Source organism: Craterilacuibacter sp. (genome assembly GCF_051659485.1).
GTDB lineage: Bacteria > Pseudomonadota > Gammaproteobacteria > Burkholderiales > Chromobacteriaceae > Craterilacuibacter.
Genome location: NZ_JBOFOO010000058.1, coordinates 1 through 12,891, shown reverse-complemented (window position 1 = coordinate 12,891; position 12,891 = coordinate 1). Strand labels below are relative to the sequence as shown.

Here is a 12,891-nt window from a genome sequence, read left to right as displayed (position 1 = left end):
TGCGCATAGCCATACCGAAACCTTTGTTGCGCTCAAGGCCGAGATCGACAACTGGCGCTGGGCCGGCGTGCCGTTTTTCCTGCGTACCGGCAAACGCATGCAGGAGCGCGTGGCCGAGATCGTGATCACGTTTCACGATGTGCCGCACAAACTGTTTCCACTGGCGCCCAGCTGCCGCAGTGGCAACCGTCTGGTAATCGAACTGCAGCCGGAAGAAAGCGTGCGCCTGTGGTTTCAGGCCAAAGAGCCTGGCGACGGCATGAATCTGCAGCCGGTATGCCTCAACCTCGATTTTCACGAAACCTTCCGCGTACGGCGCGTCGATGCCTACGAGCGTTTGCTGCTGGATGTGATCCGCGGCCGTCTGGCGCTGTTCATGCGCCGCGAAGAGCTGGTTGCCGCCTGGCGCTGGGTCGAGCCGATCCTGGATGCCTGGCAACAGGGCAAGGCACTGCCACGGCCGTATCCGGCCGGCACCTGGGGCCCGCCTGCCGCCAGCAGCCTGCCTGCCCGCGACGGCGTGACCTGGCATGAGGAGTGTTGATGGGGACGGGAATAGGGAATGGAATAGGGAATAGGGAGCGGGGAGCGGGGAGCGGGGAATAAAATCCTGCCATTCCCCATTCCCCATTCCCCATTCCCGCCTTTCCTGTCGAATAGCCGCAAAGGAATAAACCATGCCCCACCTGACTAAGCTGCCTGCCTGGCAGGATTTGTGGTCCCTGTTTGATGCGAGCGAGCACATCGCGATGCGGGACCAGTTTGCCGCCGATCCCGGGCGCGCCCAGCGTTATGCACTGAACGTGGGTGGCGTGTTTCTCGATTACGCCAAGAACCGCATCGACGACCAAATTCTGGCGGCGCTGGTGCGTCTGGCGGAACAAAGCGGCGTGCCGCAGCAGATTGCCGCCATGTTCCGCGGCGACAAGATCAATACCACCGAGGAGCGGGCGGCGCTGCATGTGGCGCTGCGCAACCGCAGTAATACGCCGATACAGGTAGACGGCCAGGATGTGATGCCGCAGGTGAATGCGGTGCTCGCGCGCATGGGGCGGTTTTGTCATGCGGTGCGGTGTGGCGACTGGCTGGGTTACACCCATCAGCCGATTACCGATGTCGTCAATATCGGCATCGGCGGCTCGGATCTGGGTCCGCTGATGGTGTGCTCGGCGCTCAAGCCCTTCGGCCACCCGCGGCTGCGCATGCATTTCGTGTCGAATGTGGACGGGGCCCAGCTCAAGGAGACGCTGCAGAAGGTGCAGGCCGAGACGACCTTGTTCGTGGTGGCCTCCAAGACTTTTACCACCCAGGAGACGCTGACCAATGCGCTGACCGCACGCGACTGGTTTATTGCCCATGCCGGCGAGCGTGCAGCGGTGGCCCGCCATTTCGTCGCGGTATCAAGCAATCGTCAGGCGGTGGCCGCTTTCGGTATCGACCCGGCGCATATGTTCGAGTTTTGGGACTGGGTGGGCGGGCGTTTCTCGCTGTGGTCGGCCATCGGCCTGCCCATCATGCTGTATCTGGGCGAGGAGAACTTCACCGCGCTACTGGAAGGCGCCCACTTGATGGACACGCACTTCCGGCAGGCACCGCTGGAGGCCAATATGCCGGTGCTGCTGGCACTGATCGGCATCTGGTATATCAATTTTTATGGTGGCGGCAGCCATGTGATCGCGCCCTACGACCAGTATCTGCACCGCTTGCCGGCCTTTATCCAGCAGCTGGACATGGAGTCCAACGGCAAGCAGGTATGCAGCGACGGCACACCGGTAGGGGTGGAAACCGCGCCCATCATCTGGGGCGCGACCGGTATCAACGGCCAGCATGCCTTTTTCCAGCTCTTGCATCAGGGCACGCATATCTCGCCCATCGACCTGATTGCGACGCTGGAAAACCGTGCCGGCCTGCCCGGCCATCATGAAATCCTGCTGGCCAATGTGTTTGCGCAGGCCGAGGCCTTTATGCGCGGCAAGACCGCTGCTGAGGTCCGCTCCGAGCTGTCGGCGCAGGGGCTGACGGAGGCGGCATTGGCGCGCCTGCTGCCGCACAAGGTGTTTGCCGGCAACCGCCCGAGCAATACCCTGTTGCTGACCCAGCTCAATCCGCGCAATCTGGGCGCACTGATTGCGCTGTATGAACACAAGATTTTTGTGCAGGGCACGATCTGGGGAATCAATAGTTTCGACCAGTGGGGGGTGGAACTGGGCAAGCAGTTGGCGCGCACTATTCATGGCGAGCTGACCGGCGAGGCGGCCATGGCCGTGCATGACAGCTCGACTACACGGCTGATCCGTTTATACCGCCAGAGCCGGCATCAGACATAAAAAAAGCGAGGCCAAGCCTCGCTTTCGGGTTCTCTGGTCGCCCAGACTCAGGTCATCACGATCTGTTTGCCGGTATTGAGCCGGTTGGCAGTGTCGCTGGCGGCTTTTTGTGCGGCAGCAGGGCTTTCAAACGGGCCCATTTGCACGCGGTAAGCACCCAGCTGTTTGATGATGGTGAGCTTCTCGTCGTGCTGGTCCGGCAATTTGGCCATCAGCTTCCTGATTTGTGCCTCGGCCTTGGGGCGGGTGGAATACGAACCCAGCTGCAAATAGATGGGTTTGTCCGACTTGGCCAGCACCTTGGCCGGACGGGTCGCGATACGCTCGCCGCCATCAACCGGGAATACGCGCTCGACCAGTACATCGGCACTCCCCGCCTTGATATAGCCCAGCTGGTGCGCGGCGGCATACGACAGATCCATCACCCGGCTCTTGTGGAAAGGACCGCGATCATTGATGCGCACAATCACCGAATGGCCGTTTTTCAGGTTAGTGACCTTGGCGTAGGACGGAATCGGCAGCGTCGGATGGGCGCCGGTCATGGCAAACATATCGTAGCGTTCACCGGACGAGGTCTTGCGGCCGTGAAACTGCTTGCCATACCACGAGGCCTTACCACGGGTATTGAAGGCCTCATGGCTGGTCTCAGGGCTAAAACGCATGCCCAGGGCGCTATAGGGCCGGTTGGCCGAACGTATCAGTGGTTCGTCTTGCGGTACGGCATTGGGCAGCAGATTCAGGTTGGCCGGAATGATTCTGGCGGGGCCGTCATTCTGGAAGTAGGCTCCACCTTTGCTGCTGGTGTTTTTTTGTGGCGCTTTGGCCACGGGTTGAAGTTTGGCATTGGCGGGCTGTGTGGTGGAGCAAGCCACCAACACGAGGCTGACTACGGTCAGCCATAACCATCGAAAAAAAGATTGCATCGGAGCTCCTTTATGCGGAGTGCCTAGCTGCGAATCTTAACTTCCGCCGGAAAAATCTATCTGTCGCCATGCTTCGAACACCATAACGGCGACGGCATTGGACAGATTCATGCTGCGTGACTCGGGCCGCATTGGCAATCGCACCCGGCGCTCGGTCGGGAAGCCTGCAAGCAGGGTTTCCGGCAAACCTCGTGACTCGGGGCCGAACAACAGCACATCATTTTCCTCGAAAGCCACTTGGTCGTGTCGCGTAGCCCCCTTGGTGGTGGCGGCGAAGATACGCCGCCCATGCAAGGCTGCCTGACAGGCTTCCCAATCCTCATGCACGATCATGCGGGCGTACTCGTGATAATCGAGTCCGGCCCTGCGCAATTTCGCGTCATCAAGGGGAAAACCCAGCGGTTTGACCAGGTGCAATTCGCAACCGGTATTGGCACATAAACGGATTACATTGCCCGTGTTGGGCGGTATTTCCGGCTGGTAAAGAACAACAGTAAACATCGTTGCGACCCTGATTGTTCCAAGAATTCAATAGCTTGGTCAAGTTTTTGAGTAAAAAACCCTAGCCAGCACCCATGCTTCGACCCGTTTTGCCCCCTGTTTTTTGAGCGCCAGGGATAGCGCTTCGAGGGTGGCACCACTGGTGGCCACATCATCGACAATAGCGACGCAAAGCCCGTCTAGCCGGTGGTTTACGCTAAAGGAATGCCTGACATTTTCTTGTCTTTGGCGCCGGTTCAGGCGGGCTTGTGGCGGGGTGTTGCGTATCCGCTCGCACAGTGTGTGATCCAGCGGGGCGTTTATTCTACCAGCGAACGCCCGGGCAAGCTCATGGCTCTGATTGAAACCGCGCTCAAGCAGGCGGGTGCGGGCCAGCGGAACCGGTACCACCAGATCGGGCTGCAGCGTTGCGGCAGGCGCGAGTTCGGCCAGCAAAAACGACAGGCTGGCCGCCAGTTCCAGCCGCTTGCCGTACTTGAATGCCTGAATCACGGCATCCAGAGGATAGCTGTAGCGCAAGGCAGCGTGCAATTGATCGAAGGCCGGTGGATGCCGCTGGCAACGGCCGCATAGCTGGCCAAAAGGGGAGGCATGAGCACAGCGGGGGCAGATCTCCAGCGGCAGGCGGCTGAGGTCGGCCAGACATGCGCGGCAAATGCCGTGTGCCGTATTGCCGGCCGCGCAAAAGACACAGGGCTGATTAAAAGGTAGGCAGTTGTCGATAATTTGACGGATCATGTTTGACAGCATCAGGCCTCCCGCTGATGATGCGGTGATTCCATCACGATAGATTCTTCTGCCATGACCAGCCGCAATATCGTATTTCAGCGTCCTGCCACACCCCATCCGCAGAGCGCATTATGGCGTGTCGACGAGATAGAGGCGCTGTTTGCCTTGCCGTTTATGGAACTGGTGTTTCGTGCCGCTGAAGTACACCGCCAGTTTTTCGACCCGAGCAAGGTGCAACTGTCTACCTTGCTGTCGATCAAGACCGGTGGCTGTTCCGAGGATTGCGGCTATTGTCCGCAATCGGTGCATCACGAAACCCCGGTCGACAATCAGCCGATGCTGAGTGCCGAGCAGGTGGTCGAGGTGGCACGCATCGCCAAGGAAAACGGAGCCAGCCGCTTTTGCATGGGCGCCGCCTGGCGCGGCCCCAAGGAGGGCGACCTGCAAAAGACGCTGGCCATGGTCAGCGAGGTCAAGGCGCTGGGGCTGGAGACATGCGCCACTTTCGGCATGCTGGCCGACGGTCAGGCCGAGCAACTGAAGGCGGCCGGCCTCGACTATTACAATCACAACCTCGATACCTCGCCGGAAAAGTATGGCGATGTGATTCATAGCCGCGAATACGAAGATCGCATGGATACCTTGGGCAAGGTGCGCAAGGCCGGGCTGAATGTATGCTGTGGCGGCATCGTCGGCATGGATGAAACCCGGCTGGATCGTGCCGGGCTGCTGGCCCAGCTGGCCAATCTTGAGCCGCAGCCGGAGTCGGTGCCTATCAATAATCTGGTCAAGGTGGACGGCACGCCGCTGGCCGATGCCGAAGATATCGACTGGACCGAATTCGTGCGCGCGATTGCGGTAGCGCGGCTGACCATGCCCAAGAGCTATGTGCGCTTGTCGGCCGGCCGGCGCGGCATGCCGGAGGCGATGCAGGCGCTGTGTTTTCTGGCCGGTGCCAACTCGATTTTTTACGGCGACAAATTGTTGACGACAGGCAACCCGGATGTGGCTGCCGATCGCGCGCTGATGGCAAAGCTGGATCTGTCTGCCCTGTAAATAGGTATTTTGCTGGGGCAAGCAGGCGCTGACCTCGTGGCGCAGGCTTGCTCCATTTATTTATTGTGTTTATAAGGGTATGAAGTTTTATCCCATGTAAATTTTTAGCGACGGTGGCGTTTTTCTTTTTATGCAGCCTCATGAGCTTGGTGCGGGTCTGGCTGCCTTGCAGCAACAGCAACAATACCGCCAGTGCGTGACGCGGGAGAGCGCGCAGGGGACGCATGTCCGTTTGAACGGCCGCGACATGCTGTCGTTTGCCAGCAATGACTATCTGGGTCTAGCCAGTCACCCGCGCCTGATCGAGTCTGCGCGCGAGGCGCTGTCGCGCTGGGGGGTGGGTAGCGGCGCATCGCATCTGGTGACCGGCCACACCAGTGCGCATGAAGAAGCCGAAATGGTGCTGGCCGACTGGATAGGTACACCGTCGGCCTTGCTGTTCGGTTCCGGTTATCTGGCGAATCTGGCCGTGATCAGCAGCTTGCTGGGGCGCGGGGACGAGGTGTTTGCCGACAAGCTCAACCATGCCTCGCTCAATGATGGCTGTTTGCTGTCGCGGGCGCGTTTACGCCGTTTTCGCCACAACGATATGGCCCAGCTGGAAAGTCTGCTGCAGGCCAGTCGCGCGCGTAGCCGCATGATCGTGGTCGATGCGGTATACAGCATGGACGGTGACGAAGCGCCGCTGGCCGAATTGTTGCGTTTGGCGCATCGCTACGATGCCTGGCTGTATCTGGATGATGCGCATGGTTTCGGTATCAGCGGTGGTGGCCGTGGGGCGCTGGCCGAATATGCACTGCATGATCCCCGGGTCATCTATATGGCTACGCTGGGTAAAGCGGCCGGCGTATCGGGTGCCGTGGTCGCTGCCAGCGATGAGTTGTGTGCTTGGCTCGTCAATCGTGGCCGTAGTTATATCTATACCACCGCCATGCCGCCGGCACTGGCGGTCGCCATTAGCCAGTCGGTCGGCTTGATGCGGGATGAGCCTTGGCGGCGTGAGCGGCTGGCCGCCCATATCGCAAAATTGCAGGCCGCTATGCTGCCATATCCACTTATCACTTCCCGCTTTGCTATCCAAGCACTTATCATTGGCGGTAATAATGCAACAGTAATGCTTGCAGACCAGCTGGCGGCAGCCGGCTTATGGGTGCCGGCCATCCGTCCGCCTACCGTGGCGGCGGGGACGGCCAGATTACGTATTTCCCTGTCTGCAGCGCATAGTGAACAAGAGCTCGGCATCCTGATAGAGGCACTTGGGCATGCATTACGAGACACCATAGGCGGGTAGTACTCTCCCTGCGGCAGGAAGATAGCGAGAAAAATTATAATGACAGCTGTGCTGGATAAAGATGGGGCTTTGGTCAGGGGGGCACATGATGCAGTGGCTTTATTGCGTCAGGCTGGTGCATTGGCGGCCGCTGCATGGGTGTGGCATGAGCACCGGTGGCAGTGCCTTGCCGGCAGCGGGGAGCAACAAGCATTACTTGATCCGGGGGCAAGCTCCGGCGCCCAAGCCATCACCCGCTACGATGTCCTGATGGATGGCAAGTGTTGCGGCGCCTTGCTGTGGCTTGATAGCGATGTCCGGCTAGGCAATGAGGCTTGCAAGGCGGCACAGCAGTTGTTGTCGGCACGGATCGAAGCTGCGGTGATTGGCCAGACCTTGGCAGGCTACCGCTTGCAGCAGGACTTGCTGCTGGAAACCTCGATGCTGGCGAGTCAGGCATTGACGCTTGAAGCCTTTCTGTCCCGCTTGCAGCCCCTGCTGGCGCGGCTGATTCCGGCGCAGGACTTTTCGCTGACTTTATCGGATGACGGCGGTAGTTTGCTGCATCTGCCGTATACCCTGTTCAGCCATGAGACTGGCCGGACAGAAGTGTCTTTATCTGCCGCACTGGCGGGGGCTGTTCACGCGGGCGGCAAGACCCGCGTGCTGGATACGCGGCGTATTCTGGCCTTCTGTGCCGGTAGCGGGATAGCGGTTCCTGCGGATGTGCCCCGCTTCTGGTTCGGCCTGCCGCTGACGCTGCATGCAGGGCAGGAGCGTGTGGTGGTCGCGATACAGATTTTTGACCCTGCCCGGCGTTACGATCAGCAGAGTCTGCGTATTTTTCTACGGCTTGCCCGCCATATTGCCGCTCTGCTTGCCCATGTGTGCGAACGCTCCAGCCTGATGCAGGCACTGAGGGCGCGCGGACATGAGCTGGAGGGAAGCCGCCTGCGCCTGCATGCGGAGCAGGGGGAGCGCCGCCATCACCAGCAATTGATGCGTGCACTGTTCGGCATCGCCAATTTATCCAATCGCCCCCTGCCTTTGGCGGATTTTCTGGCCGGGGTGCACCATGAGCTGCATGGTTTGCTCTCGTGCAGCGGCTGTATGGTGGCCTTATATGATGCCGAGCAGGATGCCTTGAGCTTTCCCTACGGTGCGGATGCCTTTCTCGGCGATCAGCCCCTGATGCGTACGCGGGCAGGTCCGGTGGAGCAGGTCTTGCATAGTGGCCGTACCTTGCTGCTCAATGGCCATGCACTACTCATGTCTATTGCCGGCATGGGGGGTAAAGACATGGCGAGCTGGCTGGGGGTGCCCTTGTATAGCGACAAGGAAATCAAGGGGGTACTGGCCGTTTGTAGCCATGACCGTAATCTGCGCTATGGTCACCGCGAGCAGGAACTGCTGGAGTGTGTGGCCGAGCATGTGGGCGCGGCACTGACCCGGCTGCAGGCGGCGCAGTCCTTGCAGCTGGCCAATAGCGCACTGGAAGCGCGAGTGCGCGAGCGTACGCTGGAGCTGGATGAAGTCAATGCCCGCCTCAAGCACGACAATCTGCACGATACCCTGACCGGCTTGCCCAATCGTGCCCATTTCAATAAAACGCTTTTGCGCTGCTGGCAGGCATATAAACGCGATGAACGCGAGCGCTTTGCCGTGCTGTTTATCGATCTGGATCGTTTCAAGCTGGTGAATGACACTCTGGGCCACCATGCCGGTGATGCGCTCTTGGGGGAAACCGGCGCGCGCATCCGGCATTGCCTGCGGCCGAATGATTTTCTGGCCCGGCTAGGTGGTGACGAATTTGCATTGCTGCTGAACCGTATGGATAGCGTGGCGCGCTGCGAGCAGATTGCCCAGCGTATCGTGGAGGAGTTCGAGCGGCCGATGATGGTCGGCGAGCGTGAAGTGTTCGCTACGGTCAGTATCGGGGTGGTGCTGGCGGATGGCCTGCATTACCGCAGTGCCGAAGAGCTGTTGCGCGATGCGGATATGGCCATGTACCGCACCAAGCAGAGCGGCCGTCATGGCTACACGCTGTTCAATCACGATTTGCGCGAGAATCAGGCCGACCTGTTGGCGCTGGAAGCCGATTTGCGCCGCGCACTCGAGGCCGATGATCAGCTGGTTCCGTATTACCAGCCGTTTATTGATAGCGTCAGCCTGCGGCTGACCGGTTTCGAGACGCTGGTGCGCTGGCACCATCCCGAGCGCGGCATGGTATCACCGGGCGAGTTCCTGCCCATGGCGCAAGCATCCGGCCTGATCCAGCGGCTGGATCGCTACATGATAGAGCAAGCCTGCACCCAGCTTGCCAGCTGGCGCAGGAGTGGTCGCGTCGACGAAGCGCTGTCGCTGCATATCAATCTGTCGTCGGAAAACCTGCGCGATGCCGAATTGCCGCCGTGGATGGATGCCTTGCTGTCGCGGCTGGGCTTGCCGCCCGCGCTGGTGTATCTCGAAGTGACGGAAAGTGCGCTTATCGATGTGCCGGAAGTTGCCGCTGAGGTGATGCAGGCCTTGCATGCTATCGGTGTTCGTCTGGCACTGGATGATTTCGGTACCGGCTATTCCGCGCTGTCTTATTTGCACCGTTACCGTTTCGATCTGTTAAAAATCGATCAGGCTTTTGTGCGTGAAGTCGATATTCATGCCGAGTCCAGTGCCATTGTGCGTGCCATTCTGGCCCTGGCTCAGGCTTTGCATCTCGATGTGGTGGCCGAGGGGGTGGAGACATCTGCCCAGGTGGCGGTCTTGCAGGATATGGCTTGTCCCAAGCTGCAGGGCTTTTATTTTGCCAAGCCGCAGCCGGCGGCCGCTATTGCCTGGGATAGGCTGCTGGCACTCGAAAAAAATGGGCATTGTTACGGTTGAAAGTGCTGTTTTTTATCCGGACAAGCAAGCAGAAGCCCCATATGAAGCGGGATTTTTGCCTGGCTGCTGCGGGCACTTCACGGGGGGCGACCGCTATTAGCATCGAGGTGATATAGAGGTGCAGCACTGGCTTGCCTGCCTGCGGCAGACGCAGTGCCGTAATCTGTACATGGCCGCGTGCCGCCTTCCTTTTGCCCGCTACCCTTGCAAAAATAGTGTTTTTTCCGATGCCTTCTTCCTTATGAATTGTTACGTCGAGACGCAGGGCTGCGGCCCCGATGTGGTGCTACTGCATGGCTGGGGTTTGCATGGTGGCGTGTTCGGGCGTGTTGCCGCGCAGCTGGCCACGCGCTATCGCGTACATAGTGTCGACCTGCCGGGGCATGGCGCGAGTGCGGTACCGGCCCGGTTTGACGCGGCGGTGGTGGCGGCCAATCTGGCGCGGCAGTTTCCTGGGCCGGTCCATGTGCTGGGCTGGTCGCTGGGCGGTCTGGTGGCCCAGTATTGGGCGGCACAGCAGCCGCGGCAGCTGCGCAGCTTGAGCCTGGTCGCGACCAGCCCGCTGTTTATCCGCAGTGCCGATTGGGAATATGGCCAGCCTGAAGCCGCGATGCGTGCGGTCGGTGGCAATTTGAATGATGCGTTCGAGGCGACGCTGAAAAATTTTCTGGCATTACAGATGCTGGGTGCACCGCAGGCACGTGATACCCTCAAGGCCCTGAACGGGCAACTGTTTGCCCATGGCCGCCCGCTGGGTTTATTGCCGGCGCTAGACTGTTTGCTGCAAGCGGATGCGCGTGCGTTGGCGGGGACCATCCATGTGCCGACGGCGTTGTTTTTCGGGGCGCGAGACCGCATTACCCCTGCCGGTGTCGGGCATTGGCTGAAAGCGCAGTTGCCCGATGCGACACTGCATCTATTCGAGCAGGCCTCGCATGCACCTTTTTTGTCGCACGAGCAGGCGTTTTTGACCCTGCTGCTATCCCATCTGGACCCATTGCATGAGTGAAGCGTTTTATACCGACAAGGCTAAAGTTCGCGCGGCCTTCGAGCGTGCGGCCGGCAGTTATGATGGCGCCGCCGTGTTGCAGCGCGAGGTGTCCGACCGTATGGCCGAGCGTCTGGATGTAATCAAGAGCATGCCGCTGACGATACTCGATGCCGGCAGCGGCACCGGCTATGGCGCCGCCGCGCTACGCAGCCGCTATCCGGATGCGCGCGTGATCGAACTGGATATCGCGGCGTCCATGCTGCGGGCCTCGCACGCCAAGCAACAGGACAGTGCCGGTTTTATCGGGCGCTTGTTGCGCCGCGCCCAGCCGTGGCAGGTTTGCGCCGATGTGGAGGCGCTGCCGCTGGCGGATGCCAGTGTCGATATGGTGTGGTCGAATCTGGCCATACAGTGGCTGAACGAACCGGACCGGGTATTTGCCGAGTTCCGCCGCGTGCTCAAGCCTGACGGCCTGCTGATGTTCTCCACGCTGGGGCCGGACACGCTGTTCGAATTGCGTGCCGCATTTGCCGGGCAGGACTCGGCGACCCACGTCAACCACTTCATCGATATGCATGATCTGGGCGATGTGCTGGTACGCAACGGCTTTGCCCTGCCGGTGATGGATATGGAAAAAATCGTACTGACCTATGGCCGGGTGCGTGAGGTGATGCAGGATCTCAAGTCCATCGGCGCGCATAATGTCACCGCCGGGCGCAAGCAAGGGCTGACCGGCAAGCATTTCTGGCAGCGCGTAGAAGCCGCCTATGAAACCATGCGCCGTGACGGTCAGTTGCCTGCCACCTATGAAGTGCTGTATGGCCATGCCTGGCGTGGCGAGCCCAAGGCTAAACCGGGCCAGTTGCCGGATGGCCGCCAAATCATCGAGTTCCGGAAATCCTGAGCCGCCTTTGGGCGCAAGAAAGATCTGTTGCAAGTATGTTTTACCATTCGCGCTATACCGGCCTCTTGGCCGTCCTGCTGCTGAGCGCATGTGCCAGCACCGCTCCAAAATCCGTCCCGGCAGCCCCTGCAGAGAGTCCGAGCCCCACCGTTGCGCCGCAGCCGGTTTCAGGTCTGCCATCCGCGGTGACACCGGCACCGCCCAAAAAAGTGGTACGCAAACCGAAAATAGGGCTGGCGCTGGGCGGCGGGGCGGCCAAGGGCTTTGCCCATATCGGCGTGATCAAGGTGCTGGAGGCTAACGGCATCAAGGCCGACATCGTCACCGGCACCAGTGCCGGCGCCGTAGTGGGTGCCTTGTACGCCTCGGGCATCAGCCCCTACCAGCTGCAGATCAAGGCGATGAAGCTGGACGAGAGCACGCTCACCGATTACACCCTGTCGACTTCCGGCCTGATCAAGGGGGAGAAGCTGGCCGAGTACGTCAATCGCGAGGTGCGCAACAAGAGGCTGGAAAAATTGCCCAAACGCTTTGGCGCGGTGGCGACCGATCTTGATTCCGGCGAGCGCATCGTGTTCCGTACCGGGAATACCGGTTCGGCAGTGCGCGCCTCGGCCAGTATTCCCAATGTTTTCCAGCCGGTACTGATGAACGGCAAGCGTTATGTCGATGGCGGTCTGGTCAGCCCGGTGCCGGTCAGTGCGGCGCGTGAAATGGGAGCTGATGTGGTGATTGCCGTCGATATTTCGGCCAGACCGGCCAAAGGCTCGTCCGGCTTTTTATCCTTGCTGGACCAGAGCCTGAATATCATGAACCTGAGTGCGCTCAAGGCCGAACTCAAGGATGCCGACGTGACCTTGCGCCCCAGCGTGGGCCGCATCGGCGCGACCGATTTCGATAACCGCAATATCGCCATCCTCGAGGGAGAGCGGGTCGCGCGTATGGCTTTGCCGGCAATAAAAAGAGCATTGGCATTGAAAGCGCAAGCCTTGTCCAAGTAATGGCATAATCGGCAGGTGAACTTTGCGGCTTACTATGGTGCGCCGCTTCTTATCCAGCCCCGGAGGCTTAGGCATGATCATTCTGCACGGCGTTGCATTGTCCCCGTACTACACCAAGGTCAAGATTGCCCTGATCGAGAAGGGCGTGAATTACGAAGAGGTGTTTACGCCACCTTCGCAGGACGAGGTGTTTTTGTCCAAGAGCCCGATGGGCAAGATTCCGTACGTCGAGATCAACGGTTTTCCTCTGGCCGAGTCGACGGCCATCCTCGAGTGGCTGGAAGATGCTTATCCGACGGCGGCCCTGTT

11 protein-coding genes and 1 pseudogene are annotated in these 12,891 nt (G+C 60.0%); 9 read left to right on the top strand and 3 right to left on the bottom strand.

Annotated features, from left to right (window positions below):
- Together ACRC1E_RS01925 and pgi are read left to right on the top strand one after the other, a co-directional pair.
- Window positions 1-544 (top strand): annotated as a pseudogene (locus ACRC1E_RS01925) (glucose-6-phosphate dehydrogenase); the annotation flags it as partial.
- A 133-nt stretch (window positions 545-677) separates the two neighbouring features.
- Complete coding sequence (gene pgi, locus ACRC1E_RS01920) at window positions 678-2,327, top strand: glucose-6-phosphate isomerase (RefSeq protein ID WP_438513419.1); 1,650 nt, start codon at window positions 678-680, stop codon at window positions 2,325-2,327.
- A 47-nt stretch (window positions 2,328-2,374) separates the two neighbouring features.
- Here the strand turns inward: pgi and ACRC1E_RS01915 are convergent, their stop codons facing one another.
- The 3 genes from ACRC1E_RS01915 to ACRC1E_RS01905 are packed head-to-tail and all read right to left on the bottom strand — an operon-like array spanning window position 2,375 to window position 4,489.
- Entirely contained in the window at window positions 2,375-3,250 is an 876-nt protein-coding gene (locus tag ACRC1E_RS01915) for a septal ring lytic transglycosylase RlpA family protein (RefSeq protein WP_438513418.1), read from the bottom strand.
- Between the two features lie 36 nt (window positions 3,251-3,286).
- Window positions 3,287-3,751 carry a tRNA (uridine(34)/cytosine(34)/5-carboxymethylaminomethyluridine(34)-2'-O)-methyltransferase TrmL gene (trmL, locus tag ACRC1E_RS01910; RefSeq protein ID WP_438513417.1) on the bottom strand — a complete coding sequence of 155 codons (465 nt, stop codon included), beginning with the start codon at window positions 3,749-3,751 and terminating at the stop codon, window positions 3,287-3,289.
- A gap of 39 nt (window positions 3,752-3,790) precedes the next feature.
- Window positions 3,791-4,489: a ComF family protein gene (locus ACRC1E_RS01905; RefSeq protein ID WP_438513416.1), complete on the bottom strand. Its 699-nt coding sequence runs from the start codon at window positions 4,487-4,489 to the stop codon at window positions 3,791-3,793.
- Window positions 4,490-4,552: 63 nt separating this feature from the next.
- Between ACRC1E_RS01905 and bioB the strand changes: the two genes are divergently transcribed.
- The 7 genes from bioB to ACRC1E_RS01870 form a co-directional block, all read left to right on the top strand.
- Entirely contained in the window at window positions 4,553-5,536 is a 984-nt protein-coding gene (gene bioB / locus ACRC1E_RS01900; protein WP_438513415.1) for a biotin synthase BioB, read from the top strand.
- Window positions 5,537-5,666: 130 nt separating this feature from the next.
- Window positions 5,667-6,827, top strand: coding sequence for an 8-amino-7-oxononanoate synthase (gene bioF, locus ACRC1E_RS01895; RefSeq protein ID WP_438513414.1), 1,161 nt, complete (start codon window positions 5,667-5,669; stop codon window positions 6,825-6,827).
- Between the two features lie 39 nt (window positions 6,828-6,866).
- Entirely contained in the window at window positions 6,867-9,686 is a 2,820-nt protein-coding gene (locus tag ACRC1E_RS01890) for a putative bifunctional diguanylate cyclase/phosphodiesterase (RefSeq protein WP_438513413.1), read from the top strand.
- 241 nt (window positions 9,687-9,927) lie between these two features.
- Entirely contained in the window at window positions 9,928-10,695 is a 768-nt protein-coding gene (gene bioH / locus ACRC1E_RS01885; RefSeq protein WP_438513412.1) for a pimeloyl-ACP methyl ester esterase BioH, read from the top strand.
- Window positions 10,688-11,581, top strand: coding sequence for a malonyl-ACP O-methyltransferase BioC (gene bioC / locus ACRC1E_RS01880; RefSeq protein WP_438513411.1), 894 nt, complete (start codon window positions 10,688-10,690; stop codon window positions 11,579-11,581). Before bioH ends, bioC begins: the two co-directional genes overlap by 8 nt.
- 35 nt (window positions 11,582-11,616) lie before the next feature.
- Complete coding sequence (locus tag ACRC1E_RS01875; RefSeq protein ID WP_438513410.1) at window positions 11,617-12,582, top strand: patatin-like phospholipase family protein; 966 nt, start codon at window positions 11,617-11,619, stop codon at window positions 12,580-12,582.
- Between the two features lie 73 nt (window positions 12,583-12,655).
- A partial coding sequence (locus tag ACRC1E_RS01870; protein WP_438513409.1) for a glutathione S-transferase family protein occupies window positions 12,656-12,891 on the top strand: 236 nt, incomplete at its 3' end.